We start from the raw sequence: 22,865 nt of genomic DNA, 5'->3' as shown, positions 1-22,865 counted from the left end.
TCCACTTGATTTTAATCAGAGTTTAATGTAAATTTTTGAAGCAAATAAGTAGGAATAGGGAAGTATTCGCAGCAGGAACAGCTCACTAAACTTGTTTTTCATTGATTATAAAAAAGAAAGAGATCATTCCTGATAGGAACAACCTCTTTCTTGTTATATTTTTACTGGTTATATTGATTAGTCTTATTTTTATTTATCCTGACAATTTTCATTAAAAACGAATTCGAAATCTTTTCTGATTTTAAGACCAAAAATACCTCGTTCAAAGGTATAAATAACCTGATTTTTAAACAGCATTCTTTTATAATCAATCCAAAAACTTCTTGTCATATAAGAATATTCATAGGCGTTTCCACTCAAATAAACGTAAGTTGTCTTTCCTTTCTGATGGCTGCGTATACTTCCAACCTCTGAAATCATGTTTTTAAAACAGTATGTTTCTTTGGTAGGATTCATTCCTGTAAGATAGTTTATCAAAAAAAATCCATTAATTATCTGAGGAAAAGTGACTCCAAAAAAATATTTTCTCCCTTGTTTATTGATATCGATAATATTTCTTTTAATTAAAATATTACATAATATAACAAGAACGACAATAACCAGTACAAAAAGATAAAAATTGATAACAGTATTAAAAATGACTGTTATCAATAATATTGCATTTAATATACTAAAGACAATAGATTTATCTATCTTGGTCATTGTCTACAATCTTGAAATCAAGCTGCTTCTGAATCAGGTTAGCTTTTACCACCTTGATCTGAACTTCATCACCCAACTGGTATTTTTTTCCGTGTCTTATTCCGTATACAGCATGTGTTTTTGCATCATACATATATGAATCATCTACAAGATCCCTTAGTTTGATCAAACCTTCAGCACCGTTTTCAGGAATTTCCACCCAGAAACCGAATTCTGCCACTCCAGAAATAACTCCTTTGAAAGTTTCTCCCAAATGTTTTTCCATGAATTTCACCTGCATGAATTTGATAGAATCTCTTTCTGCATCTGCAGCCAGTCTTTCCATTGCACTGCAGTGTTTTGCCTTTTCTTCAAGATCACCTCTGTTTGGAGATTTTCCTCCGTCCAGATAATGCTGAAGAAGACGGTGTGCAAGCAAATCCGGATAACGACGGATAGGAGAGGTGAAGTGGGAATAATACTCAAAACCTAAACCGTAGTGACCAATAGGTTCTGTAGAGTATACCGCTTTGCTCATACTTCTCATCGCAAGCGTTTCGATCATATTTTCTTCGCCTTTTCCTTTTACGTCATGTAGAAGTTTGTTCAAAGATGCCGCCACCTTTTTGGTATTGGCAAGATCCATTTTGTATCCGAAAGTAGCAACGAAATCCCTCAAAGATTCCAGTTTTGCAGGATCCGGATCATCGTGAACTCTGTAAATAAATGTATTGTTAGTGATTTCACCTTTTCTGCTCAGAGATACATATTCAGATACTTTTTTATTGGCTAAAAGCATGAATTCTTCGATCAGGTGATTGGAATCTTTACTGATTTTAAAGTAAACTCCAATTGGCTCATTATTTTCATCAAGATTGAATCTTACTTCACTTCTGTCAAATGTAATGGCTCCTTTTCTGATACGTTCATGACGCAAAATTTTGGCCAGTTTGTCAAGCGTATTAATCTCTTCGGCCAGATCTCCCTGTCCGGTTTCAATTCTTTCCTGAGCTTCTTCATAGGTAAATCTTCTGTCTGAGTGGATAACCGTTCTTCCAAACCACTGTTTCTGAATTTCCGCATTGTCATTCAGTTCAAAAACGGCTGAAAAAGTATATTTATCTTCGTGTGGACGAAGGGAACAAACATCATTACTCAACACTTCCGGAAGCATCGGTACAACCCTGTCAACAAGATATACTGAGGTTGCTCTCTGATACGCTTCATCATCCAGAATCGTTCCCGGAACTACATAATGAGAGACATCTGCAATATGAACTCCGATTTCCCAGTTTCCAGTTTCCAGTTTTCTTATGGATAAAGCATCATCAAAGTCCTTAGCATCTTTAGGGTCAATCGTAAATGTACAGATGTTACGCATATCCCAGCGTTTTGCAGCCTCTTCATCAGTAATACTTCTGTCGATTTTATCTGCATCAGCTTCTACTTCCGATGGAAATTCATAAGGCAGACCATATTCTGCAAGAATAGAGTGGATCTCCGTTTCATGTTCTCCCGGAGCTCCCAATACCTGAATGATTTCCCCTTCCGGATTTTTATCCCCTGGTCTCCATTCTGTCATTTTTACAATGACCTTATCACCATCTTCAGCAGTGCTGAATTTTCCTTTTGGAATAAAGATATCCGTGTTGATTGATTTTTTATCACAAACCACAAACCCAAAATCTTTATGTAATACCTTCTGAAATGTTCCTACAAATTCCGTTCTGTTACGTTCTAAAACTTCAAGAACGGAGCCTTCAAGTTTCTTTCCTTTATAATGATAAGTTATAATAAGAACCTTATCTCCCTGCAAGGCATCCTTCACATTTTTGGCATGAACAAAGACATCATCTTCCAATCCTTCTACACTTACATAAGCATTTCCACTTTGGTTGAAGTCAATAATTCCGGTAAGCGTTCCTGCGATTTTCAGGTTCACAATATATTTTCCTTTTTCCACTTCTTTGATCTTTTCTGATCCCTGAAGTTTATGCAGTGCCTGGATGACAAGTTCTCTTTGTCTTGGATTTTTATAATCTATTCCGTCAGCGATCTGCTTGTAATTATAAATTTTGGATGAATTCGCATTCATAAATCGGAGGATCAGTCTTCCGATCTCCATCAATTTTAAATCATTTTTATGACTTATATATTTTCTTTTTTTTGGCATGTTAATTTTCTTTTACATTGTTTTGGTTTTATCTTACATAAAACCTTTTTCTAAATCTTCCTTATTCATTCCTTCGTATAAGGTCATTCAATTTCATCATTAGATTCTTTCCGCAAATTATCAGAAATCATTTTTAATTTCGCTTACAACGGGAGCTTTAGTTTTGTATAAATTTAATACAATTCTGGAGAAGAAAAGAGAAAAACCTTCTATTAAATAGATTTCAAATATAAGAAAGGCTTTGGAGAATAATAGAGTGTAATTTCTATTGGACACTGCAAATGTACGAATAAAAAATAAATAAGGCTTGTAATGTGATTTACAAGCCTTATTATATTTAGCAAACTGCAATTTTGTCAACTCTGTTCTGGTGTCTTCCACCTTCGAAGTCTGTTGAGAGAAATTTATCTACAATTTCAATCGCCAGTTCTTTTGATATAAATCTTGCCGGCATAGAAATCATGTTGGCATCATTATGGAGTCTTGCCAGTGTTGCAATCTCCGGCATCCAGCATAATGCACATCTTATTTTCTGATGTTTGTTCGCAGTGATCTGAACCCCGTTTCCGCTTCCACAGATCAGAATTCCCAGCTCATTTTCTCCGTTTTCCACAGAGGTTGCAGCAGGGTGTACAAAGTCCGGATAATCCACACTGTTTGTGGAAAACGTTCCAAAATCCTGAACTTCAAAACGTTCTGAAAGGTAGTTCTTAACAATCTCCTTATATTCATAGCCTGCATGGTCCGCTGCGATAGCAATTTTTCTTTTCATAATACTCTTATTAAGCTTTATTAGATTCTATTTCCTTACAAAGGTAAGAATAATAACAATTCGTGTTAGTAAACCCTGAATTAATTGTGAAAAGGTATGTGAATAACTGTGGAAAACTTTTTTCAACTTTCTATTTTTAAAGACCAATTTATTTCGTAATAGAAATTCTTTCCGCAAATTTTTACCACAACTTTCCAGATGTTTTCTCCAGCTATCCCCAGATTTTTCCATAATAAAATAACTAATAATCGTTTCATCTCAAAGTTATCAACATTTGTTAATAAGTATGTGAAATAGCGGGTTTACAAGGATTTATATTGTGAGTTAAATATGAATTCAATACAAGTTGAATGTTATCAATTATTACGCTAAAACTTATCCCCGAAACTAACAACACTCAACAACAACTACATTATTCTTTTTTTTAAAAGAGATAAAATTGTTGATTAATGGGTGATTGGGTTCGGGGAAAGTTTTTGAAAACTTTTATTTTAATCAAAGTGTTGAAAAAGTTTAAAACCTTACATTTGTGAAACGAAAATTCAATGAGATTTAGGAAATTGTCTTTGCGGGATTTACGGAGAAGTAAACCGGAATCTGGCCAAGGGGTTTCATAGAACTTTGAAAAAAATAAATCTACTTATGAAAACAATCAATGATTTCAATTTTAAAGATAAGAAAGCTCTGGTAAGAGTGGACTTCAATGTTCCGCAGGATGATCAGCTGAAGGTGACAGACAATACAAGAATTGTTGCTGTGAAACCAACAGTGGAGAAGATCCTTAATGATGGTGGTTCTGTCATCTTAATTACTCACCTGGGAAGACCTAAGGGAGAAGTGAAAGATGAATTTTCTCTTAAACATATTGTGGGCGAAGTTTCTTCTGTTTTAGGACAAGAAGTGAAATTTGTAGATGAGTGTATAGGAGAGAAGGCAGAGCAGGCAGCTGCAGAACTGAAGCCAGGGGAGATCTTGTTATTGGAAAATGTACGTTTTCATAATGAGGAAGAAAAAGGAGATGCTGCCTTTGCAGAGAAACTTTCTAAGCTGGGAGATGCTTATGTAAATGATGCGTTTGGTACAGCACACAGAGCTCATGCTTCTACCGCGGTAATTGCTCAATATTTTCCGTCAACTAAATATTTCGGTTTACTGATGGCTAAAGAGCTTCAGGCAATCGATAAAGTATTAAAGAGTGGAGAAAGACCTATTACGGCAATTCTGGGAGGTTCTAAAGTTTCAACTAAAATTACCATTATAGAAAATATTCTTCCTGCAATCGATAATCTGATCATTGGAGGAGGTATGGCATTTACATTTATTAAGGCTCTTGGAGGAAAAATTGGTAATTCTCTTGTAGAAGAAGACAAGCTTCCTTTAGCACTTGAGATTTTAGGTAAAGCAAAAGAACATAAAGTAAAAGTATATCTTCCTTCTGATGCCATCATCGCTGAAAGCTTTAGTAATGATGTGGAGAGAAAAGAAGCTGATATTTATGCAATCCCTGAAGGATGGATGGGACTTGACGCGGGTCATAAATCAAGAGATCAGTTCAATGATGTTTTATTAAATTCAAGAACTATCCTTTGGAATGGACCAATCGGAGTTTTTGAAATGTCTCATTTTGCTGGGGGAACAGTGGCTTTAGGTGAAAGCATTGCTGAAGCAACAAGACTTGGAGCTTTCTCTCTAGTAGGAGGAGGAGACAGTGTTGCTTTTGTGAAGCAATTCGGATATGCAGATCAGGTAAGTTATGTTTCTACCGGAGGTGGAGCAATGCTTGAAAGTCTTGAAGGACTTGAGTTGCCAGGGGTAGCTGCAATCAACAATTAATAGAAATTAAAATACAATATTTCAAAGCCTGCTAATTATATTAGCAGGCTTTTTTTCTTTATGAAACTTTATAAAAATCCTTTATTGATCGTAGTTTTCATAAATATTTAGATATAACTTATAGTTATATGGGGTAGAGTTGAATTCTTTTCCAGATACTTAGCTTTTTCAAAAATTCTATACTCAGAATATTACTTTTGAATTGATCAGTTTTACAGTTTTATTTCTCCTTTTTATACCGTTATTTTTGCGGTAAATGACTATAATTTTACCATGAAATTTTAATTTTTCCTGGAGCTGATTGCATGTTTTTTCATTATTCACTCATATGTCTTGGAAGAGATTGGTTGAATAAATGAAATGATAATTAGTAATATTTATGAGACGTAAGAGAGCACTTTATGGGTAGTCTTAAAACCGATGGAATAACCTATAATATTTTTAAATTTAATCTGAATGGTTAGACTTATGAATTTTCGAATTTTTGAAATTTAATTTTTGTATGAATATTGGCTTGTTGATTTTCATATTTTGTGAACCATTTTGGGTTTTAGAGTAATTTTATGAGTAAATTCATAAATGTTTTATTTCACATATTAGTGATAGTGTTGTATTTTGTTGATTTATAGTAATTAAACTATTTTTATATTAATTTTATACTTGTTTTTATCTGATATTATTGCTGAAGAGTAGAAATTATTTATTTAATGATGAAAAATGAGAGCTGAAATCAATGTGAAAATCAGATTTTAAAATTTTATATGAGTTGAATTTTTAGTAGTATAGTTTTTTTGAGCGATGTACTGATTAAAGAAATTAATAATTTATATTTTTTTCAAGTATAGATCGAATAGAGTAGGGTACTTGTAAATTCATGGTTTTAATTTTTCTTTTGATTTTATTTTTTGAGCTAAACTTAACATGTTCAAAAAATATTATAGAATTTAGAATTTAGAATTTTCTTTTTTTCAAATAAATACTTAAAAATTGATCTCTATAATTACTCCTAGAATCCAGAAATTATATTTCCCCGAGTATTTATATCTATTTTTATTTTAAAGAGATATTTACGGTATTTTTGTTTGAATTTACTTTTCAAAAGCTCATTTTTTGCTTAATTTCCTGTTTGGAGAATACATTTGAAAAAATTGGTCAATAATTTGAAGGAAAGCTTTAATTAAAAAAGAGAATAAGAATGGATTATTTTTTTTCTTACTTTATGAAATGGAGTAGGGGAGTATTTCAAATAATTAAGAAAGAGGATTGTAAATTTGATTTTTGGGATAAAAGTTAAAAGAATATAAACTGGAAAATTTATAATAAAAAGAAAACTCAGGAGAAATAAATCCTGAGTTTTTTATTTTTAAGAGAGAAAATGCTGAAAATCGACCGTCATAAATGGGTCTAAAATCGCTTTTCTATCTTTTTTCGATAATGTATATCAAACTTGAAAATTCGTTCGAAAATAATGCTTTTACGTTCGAAATCGTTCCGTAGACCACAGCTTTTGCCCAAAATAGGGGTGATTTTTTGTATTTTTCGCTCAACATGGAGATGTAGTAGGAATCTAGTACCAAAGGTTTGATCTTTCTCATTTTCCAGTCTGGATTTTTGGAAATCAGATTTTCCATACCGTTTTTTGAAAAATGATAAATATGTCTTGGGACATCATAGGCTGCCCAATATTCTTTATAGTGTATGGCATCATAAGAAGTAGGGTTGGGAACAGCGATAACAAGAATTCCTTTTTCTTTTAATTTGCTGTGAAAAATAGAAAGCATTTCATCCTGGTTTTCGATATGTTCAAATACATGCCAGAGTGTAATAGCATCTAAGCTTTTATCTTCAATTTTATGAATGTCGTCTAAAATTGTAGCTTTTGTTATTTTACTGAGTGCTGCTTTTCTTGCATCGGAGTCTGGTTCAAAACCAAAAACTTCAAAATCATTTTCTATGTATTTTACAAACTCTCCGGCACCGCATCCATAGTCAAGAACTTTTGATCCTTTTTTTATTCTGTCAATCAGTATATTTTTTTTGTACTGAAGATTGAAAGACTGAAGGAATTTATATAATTTTTCTTTCAGACTTCCGGAATCCTGATGATGAGAAATGTAATCTTCACTTTCATAATATCTGGAAATATTGGATGGGATAGGAGTGGTTTTGAAGACTCCTTTTGTATCTGTCTCTTTAATTTCAAATATTTCCTGTGAAAGAAAATGATCTTTTATTTTCATTGAAGTAAATATCTTTTATATGATAAAAAAATTAAGATATCCAGAGGCTGGTAGAACCTCATAAATACCTTAATTTTTGTTTTATATTTTTTAATGTTTCACGTGAAACATTTCTTTTTTAACGTCCTAAATAGACTAGTAAAACGTTTATATCGGCTGGTGAGACACCGCTTATTCTTCCTGCTTGTGCAATGGTCTTCGGACGTACGTTAGACATCTTCTGTTTTGCTTCTGCAGAAAGGCTACTTAGCTTCGTATAATCAAAGTCTTCCGGAATTTTAATGTTTTCCAGACGGTTCAGCTTCGCTACATTTTCTTTTTCTTTCTCAATATATCCTTTATACTTTATATTAATCTCTGCCTGTTCTCTTACTTCGTCACTGTATTGAGAAGAAACTTCTTTAATAGAATCAATTTCATCCAACTTTTCTAAAGTTATATTAGGTCTGGTAAGAAACTGTGCTGCTCGGTATGCCTGATCTACAGGGTTACTCTCAATAGATTCAAGAATAGGGTTGATAACGCCAGGTTTTAAAGAAGTTTCGCGAAGAAACTCTTCAAGTGATTGACTTTCAGATATTTTGGCTTCTACGCGTCGTAATCTGTCTTCTTTTGCTAATCCTAATTGATATGCTTTTTCAGTCAATCTGATATCTGCATTATCTTGTCTTAAAAGGAGTCTGTATTCGGCACGGGAAGTAAACATTCTGTAGGGTTCCTCAGTTCCTTTTGTGATCAAATCATCAATTAATACTCCGATATACGCTTCGTCTCTGTTAAGAATAAAATCACCTTTATCATGAACTTTATTGTGTGCATTGATACCGGCAATTAATCCCTGTCCTGCAGCTTCTTCATATCCGGTTGTTCCATTGATCTGTCCTGCAAAATATAAATTATCAATTAATTTTGTTTCCAGAGTATGCTTCAATTGGGTAGGAGGGAAGTAGTCATATTCTATAGCGTAACCTGGACGGAAAACTTTTACATTTTCAAATCCTGGAATATGTTTCATGGCTTTGATCTGTACATCTTCCGGAAGAGAAGAGCTGAATCCGTTTACATAGATTTCTACAGTTTTCCATCCTTCCGGTTCTACGAAAAGCTGATGTCTGTTTCTTTCTGCAAAACGATTGATTTTATCTTCAATACTTGGACAGTATCTTGGGCCTAAACTTTGAATCGTTCCATTGAACATTGGGCTTCTGTCAAAACCTTCTCTTAAAATATCGTGTACTGTTTCGTTAGTATATACGATATGACAGCTTAATTGTTTTGTTAATTTCGGAGTATCAAGGTAGCTGAATTTTTGAGGATTTTCATCTCCTTTCTGTTCTTCCATTTTTGAATAATCCAAACTTCTTCCGTCTACTCTTGGTGGAGTACCGGTTTTCATTCTTCCTGCTTCAAAACCTAAAGTGACCAATTGTTCTGTAATTCCAAATGCTCTTGGTTCACCCATTCTTCCTCCTCCTAATTGTTTATCTCCAACGTGAATTAATCCGTTAAGAAAAGTTCCGTTAGTAAGAACTACAGATTTTGCTCTGATCTCAATTCCTAAAGAAGTAACAACTCCTGCTACTTTATTATTTTCAACAATCAGTTGTTTCACCATATCCTGAAAGAAATCAAGATTGGGAGTATTCTCTAATGCTAAGCGCCATTCTTCGGCAAAAAGCATTCTGTCATTTTGGGTTCTCGGAGACCACATCGCAGGACCTTTTGAAAGATTCAGCATCTTGAATTGAATAGCAGATTTGTCTGCTACAATTCCGGAATATCCTCCCATTGCATCAATCTCTCTTACGATCTGTCCTTTTGCGATTCCGCCCATTGCCGGGTTGCAACTCATCTGTCCGATGGTCTGCATATTCATTGTAACAAGTAGTGTTTTTGAACCGAGGTTGGCTGCTGCTGCTGCTGCTTCACAACCTGCGTGTCCGGCACCTACTACTATCACATCATATATTTCTGAAATCATTTTTATCTCGCTTGTTTTAAGCTTTAAACCTTATCTTTATAATCAATGTTTCACGTGAAACATTTTTGGAGAATGCACTCTAGGTAAATGTATATTGTTGCTAGAATAGAGTACTTTAGATATGGGACTTTAAGTGATTGTTCAAATTTAAAACTTTAAATCCCTGTATTTATCAAGGTACAGATCTTCCATTCTCCGCATCTCTTTTTCTTCCTCTTCCGTCTTGTCTTTATAGCCTGCCAGATGTAAAATTCCGTGGGCTAAAACCCTTCTTAATTCTTCTTCATAATCTCGGGAAAGGGTAGAGGCGTTATCAGAAATACGCTGCAAAGATACGAAAATCTCAGCGCTTATTGTCTTGCCTTTTACATAATCAAAAGTGATGATATCTGTATAATAATCATGCTGCAAATAATCCTGATTGATCTTAAGAAGATATTCATCATCACAGAAAATGTAATTGATTTCTCCCAATTTTTTTCCTTCTGAAAGAATAAGATCTTCCAGCCATTTTTTGTAATCTGTACTTACCGACTCTGGTAAGTTTTCATAAAAGAATTGTATCATTTTTTTTAAAACCAGTGTCCTAAAATAACACTGAATATCCCTTTTTGGTTATTTTTAAGTGAGTGGCTGAAGTTTACTTTGATCTGCCCGAAAGGTGATTTGTAACCAGCCGTTATTCCCAGTGAGCTATAATTTACTTTAACAGCATCTTCAAACTTGATATCGTTTGATAAGTTTGCAAAGGTAAAGTTTCCACTGATAAAATAGTTTTTATTAAATTTAAACTGGATATCGTTAGATGCCATTATTACATTATTTGTATAAAGCTGGGCGAAATAAAATCCTCCAAAGCTTTTAAAATTCATGAGATTCTGTTCAAATATTCCGCCTAATCTGAATTGGTAATAAGCAGGAAGATTTTCACCGATAGTAACCCCTCCAAATAGATTCAGGCGATAACTGAATTGCTTGCTAAGTGGAATATTGAGTCTAAGGTCTGCTTTAATCTGAATAATTCTTTTGTCAACTTCAGATTTTAAAAGGTCAACTACCTTTCCTTCAGCTGCAAAATAAACCCCTTTTGAAGGAAATTCCTTATCATCCTGGGTATCGGTTTTTATGAAGATATAAGGATTCAAAAAACGGCTGTAACGTCTGTTGTCTCCATTGCTGTTTTCTGCTTTAAAATAGTCATGACTGATACCACCACCAATGGCAAACTTATCCTTCCATACAGATTGTATATAAGCTTCATTTCTGATCCATTCCCAGCGGTCTACTACATAGTTATCTACATTCTTTATATCAAAGCTCATTCCTGATGAATAGAGACCAAACCCTGGAATATATCCGTTATCAATAAAATAGTTCAGGTAATATCTCATACGATCTCCTACAACAACATCCAGTGAGAGGTTTGAATTTTTAAATAAAAGCCTCTTTGCTGAATAGTTCAAAAGAAGTCCGGTCTTGAAGACTTCATCATAATGGAGTCCAAATTTTAGAAAATGACGGGTATCATCTTCTGTCACATAGAGCTTCAGGTAATTGGCGTCATTTTCCTGGACGATATCATAATTGATAAATTTGTAGTTGTTGGTAGCAACCAATTTATCAATCATTTTATTAATACTTCCATAAGTTTGTAAAGAGGGAAGACGAAGTCCCATTTTCCCCAGCGTGTAGTTTTTGCCATAGATTTTACTTCCTTCAATAGAAATGCTGTCTATTTTGTATACATTGGAATAAATAGGGTTTATACGCTGTCTGAGACGGTCAAACGGACGCTTGGGCAGCTGGTCTAATACCTGAGAATATTTTAATCCTTCTACATATCCACTGTCAAGAATTTTCTTTTTATCATCATAGCTGGTGGCAGACATTCCTTTCAGATTGGGTTTGATATTGATGTCTGTATATTTATATTGTTTTCGGGTATCTTTTTTTATTCCGAAATCAATGACCTGGTTCAGAATGGCTATAATATTGTTTAAATCTTCTCTTTTTGAGAGATCCTGATTAAGATCCACCCCAATTACGATATCGATTCCTTTATCCTTTAAAGGCTTTGAAGGATAGTTTACCGTCATTGCTCCGTCAATATAAATACTGTCACCAATTTTTACCGGATCCATTAAAGAAGGAAATGCAGAACTTGCCATGATAGACTGTACCAGATCTCCTTTTTCAAATATCTGCATATTGCCGCTTTCAAGATTGGTTGCAACACACATGAATGGAATAGGCATTTTGGAAAAGTCCTCGATATTGGAAACGTTCTTAAAGAGTTCTTTCAGAAGATAAACATTTCTTTGTCCGGTACTGATAGAAGAGGGAAGTGTAATTTTTCCGTTTTTGAGCGGAATGGATAAAAGGTATTTGTCTACAGACTTATTAAAAAAGCTGGCTTCCTGTCGTGATTTGGGATCCATGATTAAAGAATAGAAATCTGTATCCATGACAATTTTTTCTATTTCTTTCCCGGAATAGCCGGCGGCATATAATCCTCCCACTATAGCTCCCATACTTGTTCCGGAGATATAGTCCACCTTCACTCCCAATGAATCTAATACTTTAAGAACTCCGACATGTGAAAAACCCTTGGCACCACCACCGGCGAGTGACAGCCCTATCTTTGGATTTTTCGGAATCACCAAATCTTTTTTTACCTGAGAATGGATCAATAACAGTGGGAATATGAAAAGCAGAATCAGGAGTTTTTTCATAATTAATCTTTTATATAAATCCGTTTCACCCGGGGCGAAATGGAGGTTAATACTTCATAGGTTATCGTTTTGCAGTAGCCTGCGAATTCTTTTAAACTTGGTTTGGCATTGAAAACAGTTACTGTATCACCTTCTTTTACATTGGGAATATGGTCTACATTAATCATCATCATATCCATACAGATATTTCCGACAATTGGTGCCAGCGTTTTATTAACACCTACATTTCCTACCTGATTTCCAATCAGCCTTGGTATTCCATCAGCATATCCTACCGGAATTGTTGCTATTCTTGTAGGATGATCCGCTTTATATCTTCTGCTGTAACCTACAGATTCACCGTTTTCAACAGTTGATATCTGTGAAATTACGGTTTTAAAACTTACAACAGACTGTAGTTGCTTCTGAATTTCAGGATCTGCAGATTCTCCCAGCATTCCGATACCAATTCTTACCATATCATGCTGATGATCTTTATAGCTTGTAATACCTGCTGAGTTCAGAATATGACGGATAGGAGCATAACCTAACTTTTCAGTAAGATAGCTGGAATTTTTATCGAAAACCTCCAGCTGTTTCAAGGTAAATTCTTTTTCTTCAGGCATATCAGAAGATGATAAATGGCTGAACATACTTTGTACCTTTACGTTTTTCTGGCTTAAAGTTTCGCTTAACTGATCCAGCTCAAAATCTTTGAAACCAAGACGGTGCATTCCGGTTTCGAGTTTAATATGAATAGGATATTTCTTGTCGTATCCGGATTTCTGAACTGCTTCATAAAATAATTCCAGTACTCTGAAACTGTAAATTTCAGGTTCCAGATTATATTCTATGATTGTCTGATAGCTGTGCTGTTCCGGATTCATCACAATAATAGGAGTGGTGATCCCTTTTTTACGAAGTTCAACTCCTTCATCGGCATACGCTACACCAAGATAATCGATATGGTGATGCTGCAGAAACTCTGATACTTCATAACTTCCCAGACCGTAGGCATTGGCTTTTACCATTGCCATCATTTTAGTTCCCGGTTTCAGCAGTGATTTATGATAATTAATATTATGAAGTATAGCATTAAGGTTTACTTCCAATACAGTATCATGCTTTCTGAGTTCGAGAATATCTTTAAGTTTTTCGATCTCAAATTTTCTGGCTCCTTTCAGCAGAATAATCTGATTTTCTAATTCAGTAAGATGTTTACTTTCAATGAGCTCTTTAGTATCAATGAAAGTATATGTTTTAGTTTTAAATAATTCACTGAACTTTGAAATTTCATCACCAATTAAGAAGACCGAATCAAAATGCTGTTCATTCACCAGTTCAGAAACTTCTTCATATAATTCTTTTGCGTTGGAATTCACTCCTACAATATCAGTTAAGACCAGAGATTTTTTAGATTTATTATATTCATTCAAAAACTGAAGGGCAGTCTTCAAAGAATCGAGGTCAAGATTAAAAGAATCGTTGATGACAATATTGCCTTTAATTCCTTCTATTGCTTCAAGCCTCATTTCAACGGCTTTTAAAAGGTTGATTTTTTCGACGATCTTTTTATTTTCGATATTCAGTTCCTTAAGGACTGTGATAAGCGCCAGAGCATTGGTTAATGTCGCTTCGTCTCTCTGATGAGCAGGAAAACTGATTTCTTCTCCAAAATAGTCAACAATAATGTTTTCATCTTTGGAAATATTGTTTTTGATGAAAACCTGATTCTCTTTTTTAAAACCGTAAGAAATTAATTTTTTATCAGAATAGGATTTTTTAATTTTTTGATCAACCAAAGAATTATCACCATTATAAATAACAACTTCAGAATTTTTAAAAAGTCTGATTTTTTCATCAATCAATTCTTCTTCGGAAGAAAAGTTAGCAGCATGGGCCGTTCCGATGTGGGTAAGCAATCCGATCTGAGGATGGAAAATATTTTCAAGCTTTTCCATTTCATGGGGTTTTGAAATTCCCACTTCAAAAATTCCCAGCTGATGTGAGCTGTTGATCTGAAGAAGAGACAACGGAAGACCAATCTGAGAATTAAAGCTTTTTGGACTTTTTACAGTAGGAAATTCATTCCATAAACATTGATACAACCATTCTTTTAAAATAGTTTTGCCATTACTTCCCGTAATTCCGATGGATTGTAGGTGAGAATTTTCGAAATGATATTGGGCTAATTTTTGAAGAAACTCTATGGAATTTTCAACAATGATCCAGGTTATATTTTCAAACTCCAGATGCTGATGTTCAGAAATGATGATGTTGATACCTCTGTCTATAGCAGATTCAATAAATTTTTCCCCGGAATTTTTAGGGGTATTGATCGCGATAAACGCTGTATTTTTGGTAGAATAAATAATCCTGCTGTCGTAGGCTATATTTTTGATCAATAAATTTTTGTCCCCAATGATCTGTGCATTGGTGATCTCTGCAATGTGTTGTACTGTATAATTCATTGGTACCCTTTCTGCTTTATTTTGAGCGAAACTGCAAAAAGGAATAAAGACCATTATATCATCACATTCCCTTTTTAATATTTTACAATAGAGCTTTTTCGCTTCTCATTTTATATTAAGTGAACATATTTATGGTTTGATGCAAACAGCTATTGTATAAGGTAGCTATTTTGCCTTTTACCCATTTATTTTCTTTTTGAAAGCACTTCGTCTATAAAAACACGGCGGCTTACAGCCTCATAACTTTCAGTTTCTCCCAATTCTACCAGGTCATTTCCCTGGGAAGTTCTCATGGAATAATTGGCAAGATTACCTGTTCTTTTGCAAATAGCATGCACTTTTGTAACGTACTCTGCAGTTGCCATCAAATTAGGCATTGGTCCGAACGGACGACCTAAAAAGTCCATATCCAGTCCTGCAATTACCACTCTGATACCGCTATTGGCAAGCTGATTGGCAACATCAACAATACTTTCATCAAAAAACTGAGCTTCATCAATGGCTACTACATCACAATTGGAAGCCAACAGAAGAATTTCATTAGGATTTTCTACTGCGGTACTGCGGATTTTATTCTGATTATGGGATACTACATCCTCCTCAGAATATCGTATATCCATTTTTGGTTTAAAAATTTCCACATTCTGTCCTGCCATTTCCGCTCTTCGCAATCTGCGGATAAGTTCCTCGGTTTTACCGGAAAACATAGAGCCACAAATCACTTCCATCCAACCACTTTGTTTGGAATGATTAATTGTATTTTCTAAAAACATTTGTTAAATTAGCCGTATATTTTTAACATCAAAAGTAAGCAATTTTAATAAGAATCTTATTATGCAGAATATCCAAGATTTAAAGGAAAAGATTTTTTTTGAATCCATGAATATCATTGATAATCTGGACAAAATAGGTAATATAGACGAATTACTTTCTAAGCAAGATCTTGTAGATGAGCTTGCTAACAGGATTTCTTTTTTGAAATTGCTGGAAAAAAATATTGAATACTTTATAGCCGAAAATTCGGGGCAGAATCCGGATAATCAGTATATCTCTTTTGCTTCAGGAGAGACAGAACATCATGATACCGGTAATGAAGTGACGGAAGAGGAAGCTATTTTCAATAATGAACTGAATGAAATTGATGAAAATGAAGTTTTTTCGGACGGATTAGAAGAAGAAGCTACTTTCAATAATCAGCTGAACGAAATTGTTGAAAACGAATTCCATGAAAATATTGTACATTTTGTGGAAGAGAACAACCCTGAAAGAGAGCCTGAAAATAATCAGGAACAAACTTCTGATCATGAAGCGCTGGAAGAAGAAGCGGTTTTCAATAACCAGCTGAACGAAATTGATGAAAATGAAATTTCAGAAGAACAGAGAGCTGTTCTTAGCTTTGTAGACGAAGACAAAATTCTTGCAGATTCCACGCCTGATTCAGATGAAGATCTTAATGAAGATTTGTTTCATAACGAGGTAACGGAAGAAGAAGCGGTTTTCAATAATCAGCTTAATGAAATAGAAGATGAAGAGGAAGAAATCTCAGAACAGGAATCAAAAAAAGAAACTGATTTCGCTGTAGTAAATGAGGCTAAACCTTCAGTCACAGAAACTATTCCAAGTATTTTTGATAGTGAAACACTGGAAGATGAAATACTGATCGAAGAAAGCGAAGAGCAGTTTGTGGCTTCCAACGTTTCAATAGAACAGGGAGAAATGGCAACAGAAACTTCCAATGTGGAAAATATTCTGAGTGAGATAAAAAATGACCATTCAGTGGAAGAAATCAAAGAAGAAAGCATCCTTGCTGAAGTCTATGACCGAAGAAAGATTGTGGAAATTGATAAACCTGTTCCCGAAGAAACAGACCAACATCCTTCTGATGAGAGCTTCGAAAATTTAGAAGAATACCATCGGGAGAAAAAAATAAAACTCGCCAATATCAAAGGAATGAAGGCTGTTCAGTCACTTTTTGATGACGATCACCTGGAACTTCCTAAGGAAGAAAAAACGATTCCGGTTGTAAAAGAAGATACGGGAAGCATTCTGAAATCCAATATTCCAACGCATTTCATGGAAGCAGACAAGCTGAAGCCTGAATTTAAGCTGGATCTGAATGACAGACTTGCCTTCACGAAGATGCTTTTTGAAGGAAGCCAGACGGATCTGAATGACACAGTATATCAGCTGAATCAATTCAAAACACTGGAAGAAGCCAAAGAATATCTTAGTGATCTGTATTACGAAAGAAAATGGAATAAGGTGGATGAATATGCACAGAGACTTTGGATATTGGTAGAAAATAAATTCTTATAATTTTGAGCGGAATCCTATATTTTGTTCCCACACCTGTTGGGAATCTTGAAGATATGACATTCAGGGCAGTCAATGTTCTGAAAGAAGTAGATTATATTTTATGTGAAGATACCAGAACTTCCGGTATACTTTTAAAACATTTTGAAATCTCCAAGCCTTTAAAATCTTATCATTTACATAATGAGCATCAGGCAACGGAGAAAGTGATTGCAGACCTTAAAAACGGCCAGAATATCGCTATTATTACCGATGCAGGAACGCCCGGTATTTCAGATCCTGGATATTTACTGGCAAAAGCAGGGGCAGACAACCATATTGATATGATCTGCCTTCCGGGAGCAACAGCTCTGATTCCGGCATTAGTGGTTTCAGGACTTCCTAATAACGAATTTTTATTTGCAGGTTTTTTACCTCAGAAAAAAGGAAGACAAACAAAACTGAAGCAGCTTGCTGAAGAAAAAAAGACCATCGTACTTTACGAAAGTCCCCATAAAATCAATACGACTCTTGAACAGATCAAGGAATTCTTCGGGGAAGAAACCAAAGCAAGTTTAAGCCGTGAGATTTCTAAGAAATTTGAAGAAACTAAACGGGGGACAATCAATGAATTAATTGAATTTTCCAAGAGTAAAACTTTAAAAGGGGAGATCGTTCTTATTGTCAATAATTCTATTTAATTTTCCTTGAAAAAACTAGTTTTTGTATTATGTTCTGTAGTCTGTACAGCACAGACTAATCAGTATATGAAAGTGATCCTGTCTAAAAAGACGGAAAAAGAGGTCAGTTCCTATTCGGAAGGATATGGAACATTCTATGATACCGGTTATAAGAAACAGGGAATTGTAGACTCTTTGGGAACGATTACATTTGAGTCTCCTTACAAAGGAGGTATTTTACATGTTTTTAAAAACCGGTTTATTCTGTATTCTGATGAAGGGAACAGCAGAAAATCGGCTATTATTGATGAAAAAGGGAATGAACTTATCCCTTTGAATGATCAGGAGTTTAATACACCTTGGTGGAGTGAAGATTGTATCATTTCATCAAAAAAAAATGGAGAAGCCGTCTATGATTTTAATGGAAAGGAAATCATTCCTTATTCTGAAAAGATCCGTTTTTCAGGGAAGAACAGACTTTTGGTTTCAAAAGATAAAAAATGGCTGCTGTATGACTTTAAAGGAAAACAGCTCAGCACCCGTGAATTTAAAGAAGATTATAGTTTTGAAGAGGGCAGAGCACTGATCATTAATGAAGAGAATGAAAACGAAATCATTGGAACTAATGGACAGACTCTGCATAAATTTTCTAAACAGATCGTCAATATCAATGCTTATCCTTATCTGATTAGTCAAAATAAAGCTACAGGAAAATATGGTTTGATTGATACTGATGGAAATACAATTGCCGAAGAAATATATAATGATATCACCCCGGAATATTTTGGGAAAAAGGAATATATCTATCTTACAAAAAATGGTAAAACCACTGTTTTCAATAAGAAAGACCAAAAACTGTATGCACAGACTTTTAAGTATTTAAATCCTTTATTGAGCAATTATTTCAGTGTTTATAATGATAAGATCAGGAAATCCGGCATTATAGATCTGGAAGGAAATATTATTCTTCCTCAGGAATATGATTTTATCAGAAGTTTTACCATTTCCGGAAAAGAATTTATCTACCTTAAAAAAGGAAATGAAGAGAAATTTCTCGATAAAGATCTTAAGAATATTGTAGGAGATGGCGTTCAGATTTTTGGTTTTTATCCTGATAATCTTATCATTGGAAAGGAAGAAAAGTATTACAAATTTTCTGTGACAGGGCAATCTTTGACGGAATTGAAAAATATCAGCCAGATAAAAAATGAGGATTTTGAATATTTTAATCCTCTTAATCAGTATTCAAAACCTTTGGTTTGCAGAAATACAGGGAATTTTTATGGTATTCTAGATGGAAAAGGAACAGAAATTGTCCCTTTTGTTTACGAAGATATTATAACATTTGGAAACGCTGAAAATGAAATTGTGGTTAAAAAAGAAGGAAAATTCGGGGTTTCAAACTTTCAGAATGAGCCTCTGAAAGAAATTATTTACGATAAATATTTCTGGCAGAAAGAGGTATTGAGATTGGATAAAAGTAAAAAAACGGACTTTATTTATTTCACCAGATTTAAAAATAATTCCGTTCAGCTTTAAAGAAAATCCAAATAATCATCAAAAAAATCCAGTATTTTAACAATTTAAATGGGTTGAATAACATTTTATAATATCTTTGCAAACCGTTTAATTCTAGAAAGGAATTGTAGAAACATGAAGAGGCAGCTGTCACAAGCTGAACGAGTTATAAAAGAAAATAATTGTCAATAGATATGAAAATATTAGAAGGAAAAGTAGCACTAATTACCGGAGCTACAAGAGGAATCGGTAAAGGTATCGCTGAAATGTTTGCTCAGCAAGGGGCAAAAGTAGCATTTACCTACGCAGGCTCTGTAGACAAAGCAAAAGAATTAGAAGCAGCTTTAAGTTCTGTAACCCAAATTAAGGGATATCAGTCTGACGCATCAGATTATGATGCTGCTCAGCAACTGGTGGAAGAAGTAATGGCAGAGTTTGGGCAGATTGATATTTTGGTAAACAATGCAGGGATTACAAAAGATAACCTGTTATTGAGAATGTCCAAAGATGATTGGGATAAAGTAATCAAAGTAAACTTAGATTCAGTTTTCAACCTTACAAAAGCGGTAATCAAGCCGATGATGAAGGCCAGATCAGGATCTATCATCAATATGACTTCTGTAGTAGGGGTAAAAGGAAATGCCGGACAAGCCAACTATGCAGCTTCTAAAGCTGGGGTAATCGGGTTTACAAAATCTGTGGCACTGGAATTAGGATCAAGAAATATCAGATGTAACGCTATTGCTCCCGGATTTATTGAAACGGAAATGACTGCTGTTCTGGATGAAAAAACAGTTCAGGGATGGAGAGAGGAAATTCCGATGAAGAGAGGAGGACAACCTGCAGATATCGCAAATGCATGTGTATTCTTAGGCAGCGAAATGTCAGCATACATTACCGGACAGACATTAAATGTTGACGGTGGAATGTTAACTTAGAAAATGAAAAAAGCACAGAATATAGTAGTATTCTTGTCGGTTTTAATAGGCGTCGGTCTGGCATACATTAGTTTTTTTAATGTATATCAGACCGATGATTATTTCTGGTCCTATACTACCAGAAAAGTAGGGCTGCTAAAAAGCTTTATAAATACCTATACACAATGGGGCGGAAGATATTTCGGGTATTCTATCAATATGTTTAATCCTGTCTTTTTCGACCCTAATAATATTCTTCCGAAAATATATCCTGTTTTTTTAATGCTGTCCTTTATTGGAGTTTCAGCATTAAACTTTAAAGAATATTTCGGCTATTCTTTGAAAGAGTCTGTTAAGAAAGGATTCCTTTTGTTTTTCTTTTATACAATACTTCTGGTAAGTCTTCCGGAGCACTATTTCTGGATTACGGGATCCAATGTATATTTCGTTCCTGTTATCTTATCAGGGATTTTACTCTATTTTCTTAAAAAAAGAGAAGATACGGGAAGGAAAATATGGCTTTACCCTTCAGCTTTTCTTATCATCATTCTGATGGGTTCCAATGAAATTCTGGCATTAATTCTTGAAGGACTTTTGCTAGTCTCCTATTATCAGAAACGCAATAGAGAAAATTTGTTTTTGGTGCTGCTAGGAACTTTATTTTTACTTGTATGTTTTCTTGCCCCGGGAAATTTCAACAGAATGGGAGAGGAGGAAAAAGGAATGGTAATATGGCTGAAAAGAATTGCTCTTTTTGGTGCTGATACCCTGTATGTAGGATTGAAAGTGATTATGGTACTTCCATTATTTATCAAGGTTTTTGAAGAAGAACTTAAAAAAATCTCTACTCAGATAACATTTCAAAAAGCATTTCTATTCTGGTCGGTTTCATTGCTTCCTTTATTATTTACAAGCTATATTCTTACTTCTATTGCAAGACAGTTTGAAAGTATTCTTTTCTATTTTTTAATTACTTTTTCACTGATTATCTTCTTTAGATTTGAAAAAATTAAAAAGGTCTGGTGGATTTCTCTCTGTATTGTGTTTCTTCCTGAGCTTAAAATTTTTCCAGAGAAATATGCTTATTTTAACATTGATTTTAATGGTGAAAATATAATGATGGAGCTTTTTACCACAGATCTTAGGGAGTACGAAAGAGAGATGAATGAAAGAGTTGATATGATTAAAAATTCTTCACAGGATTCTGTGGTGGTAGATAAGATCAAAGAAGTTCCGAGAATTTTATATATCGATGAAATGGCTTCTGTAAAAGAGCAGGAAACCTATGTAAATGACCAGCTTCAAAAATATTTCAATAAAAAATATATCCGAACAAAAGAATAAATAAAGGCCTTAGAATATTATCTAAAGCCTTTTATCTTATTTCTAGTCCTTAAAAACCTGGTTTTCCTGTTCCTGAACTCTGATAAAAGTAGTTCTCTTGGAAAGCTCTTTAAGCTTTGAAGCACCTACATATGTACAGGTGGATCTTACTCCTCCTAAAATATCCTTTACAGTTTCTGAAACCGGACCTTTATAAGCCACTTTTACAGTTTTCCCTTCAGAAGCGCGGTATTCTGCTACACCTCCGGAATGCTTGTCCATTGCCGTTTTAGAACTCATCCCATAGAAAAGACGGTATTTTTTACCGTTTTCTTCAATCATCTCTCCGCCGCTTTCGTCGTGTCCGGCAAACATTCCGCCCAGCATTACGAAATCTGCCCCGCCACCGAAAGCCTTTGCTACATCACCAGGAACTTTACATCCTCCATCTGCAATGATATGACCTCCCAAACCATGAGCAGCATCAGAACATTCAATAATAGCAGAAAGCTGAGGATATCCCACTCCTGTTTTTACTCTGGTTGTACACACTGATCCGGGACCAATACCTACTTTTATGATGTCTGCACCCACTAAAAGAAGTTCTTCCACCATTTCTCCGGTAACCACATTTCCTGCGATAATAATTTTATCCGGGAAATTAGCCCTTGCCTTCTTCACAAATCCAACGAAATGCTCAGAATAGCCATTGGCTACATCTATGCAGAGAAACTCAATTTTTGGATGCTTTTCGAGGATATGTCTTATTTTTTCTTCATCTGCTTTTCCTGTTCCTGTACTTAAAGCAATATACTGATGAATACTTTCAGGCTGGCTTTCCAGAAACAGACTCCATTCATCAGGAGTATAATGCTTGTGAACCGCTGTAATAATTTTTTCCTTTGCCAGTTCAACAGCCATTTCAAAAGTTCCTACCGTATCCATATTGGCTGCAATTACAGGAACTCCTGTCCATTTTTTCTTCGTATGTTTAAAGGTAAATTCTCTTTGTAAATCAACTTCTGAACGGGATTTTAAAGTAGAACGTTTAGGGCGGAACATTACATCCTTGAAACCCAGTTTTATGTCATATTCTATACGCATTTTGTAATTATTTGTCAGAATAAAGGTAGTAAATAATCTTGAACAGAGAGTTTCTATGATGATGGATTTTCCGGTTTATGAAACAAAAAATACGGTTTGAAAAACTTGTTTTCAAACCGTATTTTAATTATTTAAAAGCTTTGCATTAGCGTAGATTAAATAGAAGACT

16 protein-coding genes are annotated in these 22,865 nt (G+C 34.5%); 6 read left to right on the top strand and 10 right to left on the bottom strand.

Going from position 1 to position 22,865, the window contains the following annotated elements; genetic code table 11:
- Positions 1-189 precede the first annotated feature (189 nt).
- The 3 genes from ODR02_RS06210 to rpiB form a co-directional block, all read right to left on the bottom strand.
- Positions 190-477 (bottom strand): hypothetical protein, encoded by a 288-nt coding sequence (locus ODR02_RS06210; RefSeq protein WP_309511857.1) that lies wholly within the window; start codon positions 475-477, stop codon positions 190-192.
- A 208-nt stretch (positions 478-685) separates the two neighbouring features.
- Entirely contained in the window at positions 686-2,854 is a 2,169-nt protein-coding gene (rnr, locus tag ODR02_RS06205) for a ribonuclease R (protein WP_209786524.1), read from the bottom strand.
- Positions 2,855-3,191: 337 nt separating this feature from the next.
- Complete coding sequence (gene rpiB, locus ODR02_RS06200) at positions 3,192-3,626, bottom strand: ribose 5-phosphate isomerase B (protein ID WP_105682920.1); 435 nt, start codon at positions 3,624-3,626, stop codon at positions 3,192-3,194.
- 642 nt (positions 3,627-4,268) lie between these two features.
- Between rpiB and ODR02_RS06195 the strand changes: the two genes are divergently transcribed.
- Positions 4,269-5,459 (top strand): phosphoglycerate kinase, encoded by a 1,191-nt coding sequence (locus tag ODR02_RS06195; RefSeq protein WP_209786523.1) that lies wholly within the window; start codon positions 4,269-4,271, stop codon positions 5,457-5,459.
- A gap of 1,418 nt (positions 5,460-6,877) precedes the next feature.
- On the opposite strand, the gene ODR02_RS06190 is transcribed toward ODR02_RS06195, so the two are convergent.
- The 6 genes from ODR02_RS06190 to ODR02_RS06165 all read right to left on the bottom strand — a co-directional run bounded on the left by ODR02_RS06190 (position 6,878) and on the right by ODR02_RS06165 (position 15,635).
- Entirely contained in the window at positions 6,878-7,699 is an 822-nt protein-coding gene (locus ODR02_RS06190) for a class I SAM-dependent methyltransferase (protein ID WP_309511856.1), read from the bottom strand.
- Between the two features lie 118 nt (positions 7,700-7,817).
- Positions 7,818-9,680 (bottom strand): tRNA uridine-5-carboxymethylaminomethyl(34) synthesis enzyme MnmG, encoded by a 1,863-nt coding sequence (gene mnmG, locus ODR02_RS06185; RefSeq protein WP_309511855.1) that lies wholly within the window; start codon positions 9,678-9,680, stop codon positions 7,818-7,820.
- 147 nt (positions 9,681-9,827) lie between these two features.
- Entirely contained in the window at positions 9,828-10,247 is a 420-nt protein-coding gene (gene ybeY / locus ODR02_RS06180) for an rRNA maturation RNase YbeY (RefSeq protein WP_034694045.1), read from the bottom strand.
- A 5-nt stretch (positions 10,248-10,252) separates the two neighbouring features.
- Entirely contained in the window at positions 10,253-12,412 is a 2,160-nt protein-coding gene (locus ODR02_RS06175) for a patatin-like phospholipase family protein (protein WP_309511854.1), read from the bottom strand.
- A 2-nt stretch (positions 12,413-12,414) separates the two neighbouring features.
- On the bottom strand, positions 12,415-14,862 hold the full coding sequence (locus ODR02_RS06170; protein WP_309511853.1) for a bifunctional UDP-N-acetylmuramoyl-tripeptide:D-alanyl-D-alanine ligase/alanine racemase: 2,448 nt from the start codon (positions 14,860-14,862) through the stop codon (positions 12,415-12,417).
- A 185-nt stretch (positions 14,863-15,047) separates the two neighbouring features.
- Positions 15,048-15,635 carry a thymidine kinase gene (locus tag ODR02_RS06165; RefSeq protein WP_209786519.1) on the bottom strand — a complete coding sequence of 196 codons (588 nt, stop codon included), beginning with the start codon at positions 15,633-15,635 and terminating at the stop codon, positions 15,048-15,050.
- A gap of 61 nt (positions 15,636-15,696) precedes the next feature.
- On the opposite strand from ODR02_RS06165, the gene ODR02_RS06160 reads away from it, so the two are divergent.
- The 5 genes from ODR02_RS06160 to ODR02_RS06140 all read left to right on the top strand — a co-directional run bounded on the left by ODR02_RS06160 (position 15,697) and on the right by ODR02_RS06140 (position 21,613).
- The gene (locus tag ODR02_RS06160; protein WP_309511852.1) at positions 15,697-17,178 is read left to right on the top strand and encodes a hypothetical protein; all 1,482 of its coding nucleotides are present in this window, start codon (positions 15,697-15,699) and stop codon (positions 17,176-17,178) included.
- A 2-nt stretch (positions 17,179-17,180) separates the two neighbouring features.
- Positions 17,181-17,855, top strand: a complete 675-nt coding sequence (rsmI, locus tag ODR02_RS06155) for a 16S rRNA (cytidine(1402)-2'-O)-methyltransferase (protein WP_209786517.1) — start codon at positions 17,181-17,183, stop codon at positions 17,853-17,855.
- 6 nt (positions 17,856-17,861) lie between these two features.
- Positions 17,862-19,373, top strand: coding sequence for a WG repeat-containing protein (locus ODR02_RS06150; RefSeq protein WP_309511851.1), 1,512 nt, complete (start codon positions 17,862-17,864; stop codon positions 19,371-19,373).
- Positions 19,374-19,546: 173 nt separating this feature from the next.
- Positions 19,547-20,290 (top strand): 3-oxoacyl-[acyl-carrier-protein] reductase, encoded by a 744-nt coding sequence (gene fabG, locus ODR02_RS06145; RefSeq protein WP_209786515.1) that lies wholly within the window; start codon positions 19,547-19,549, stop codon positions 20,288-20,290.
- Between the two features lie 3 nt (positions 20,291-20,293).
- Positions 20,294-21,613, top strand: a complete 1,320-nt coding sequence (locus tag ODR02_RS06140) for a DUF6056 family protein (protein ID WP_309511850.1) — start codon at positions 20,294-20,296, stop codon at positions 21,611-21,613.
- Between the two features lie 42 nt (positions 21,614-21,655).
- Here the strand turns inward: ODR02_RS06140 and ODR02_RS06135 are convergent, their stop codons facing one another.
- Complete coding sequence (locus ODR02_RS06135; protein WP_209786513.1) at positions 21,656-22,696, bottom strand: GMP reductase; 1,041 nt, start codon at positions 22,694-22,696, stop codon at positions 21,656-21,658.
- Positions 22,697-22,865 lie beyond the last annotated feature (169 nt).

The sequence above is a fragment of the Chryseobacterium sp. CFS2 genome, assembly GCF_036543225.1.
GTDB lineage: Bacteria > Bacteroidota > Bacteroidia > Flavobacteriales > Weeksellaceae > Chryseobacterium > Chryseobacterium culicis_A.
The sequence above is the reverse complement of the archived record's forward strand: the minus strand, read 5'-3'. Positions and strand labels throughout refer to the sequence as shown.

What these genes read in the sequence shown, in the direction of transcription:
- rnr (WP_209786524.1), bottom strand. Translation starts at nt 2,854, where the DNA reads ATGCCAAAAAAAAGAAAATATATAAGTCATAAAAATGATTTAAAATTG.
- rpiB (WP_105682920.1), bottom strand. Translation starts at nt 3,626, where the DNA reads ATGAAAAGAAAAATTGCTATCGCAGCGGACCATGCAGGCTATGAATAT.
- ODR02_RS06195 (WP_209786523.1), top strand. Translation starts at nt 4,269, where the DNA reads ATGAAAACAATCAATGATTTCAATTTTAAAGATAAGAAAGCTCTGGTA.
- ODR02_RS06190 (WP_309511856.1), bottom strand. Translation starts at nt 7,699, where the DNA reads ATGAAAATAAAAGATCATTTTCTTTCACAGGAAATATTTGAAATTAAA.
- mnmG (WP_309511855.1), bottom strand. Translation starts at nt 9,680, where the DNA reads ATGATTTCAGAAATATATGATGTGATAGTAGTAGGTGCCGGACACGCA.
- ybeY (WP_034694045.1), bottom strand. Translation starts at nt 10,247, where the DNA reads ATGATACAATTCTTTTATGAAAACTTACCAGAGTCGGTAAGTACAGAT.
- ODR02_RS06175 (WP_309511854.1), bottom strand. Translation starts at nt 12,412, where the DNA reads ATGAAAAAACTCCTGATTCTGCTTTTCATATTCCCACTGTTATTGATC.
- ODR02_RS06170 (WP_309511853.1), bottom strand. Translation starts at nt 14,862, where the DNA reads ATGAATTATACAGTACAACACATTGCAGAGATCACCAATGCACAGATC.
- ODR02_RS06165 (WP_209786519.1), bottom strand. Translation starts at nt 15,635, where the DNA reads ATGTTTTTAGAAAATACAATTAATCATTCCAAACAAAGTGGTTGGATG.
- ODR02_RS06160 (WP_309511852.1), top strand. Translation starts at nt 15,697, where the DNA reads ATGCAGAATATCCAAGATTTAAAGGAAAAGATTTTTTTTGAATCCATG.
- fabG (WP_209786515.1), top strand. Translation starts at nt 19,547, where the DNA reads ATGAAAATATTAGAAGGAAAAGTAGCACTAATTACCGGAGCTACAAGA.
- ODR02_RS06140 (WP_309511850.1), top strand. Translation starts at nt 20,294, where the DNA reads ATGAAAAAAGCACAGAATATAGTAGTATTCTTGTCGGTTTTAATAGGC.
- ODR02_RS06135 (WP_209786513.1), bottom strand. Translation starts at nt 22,696, where the DNA reads ATGCGTATAGAATATGACATAAAACTGGGTTTCAAGGATGTAATGTTC.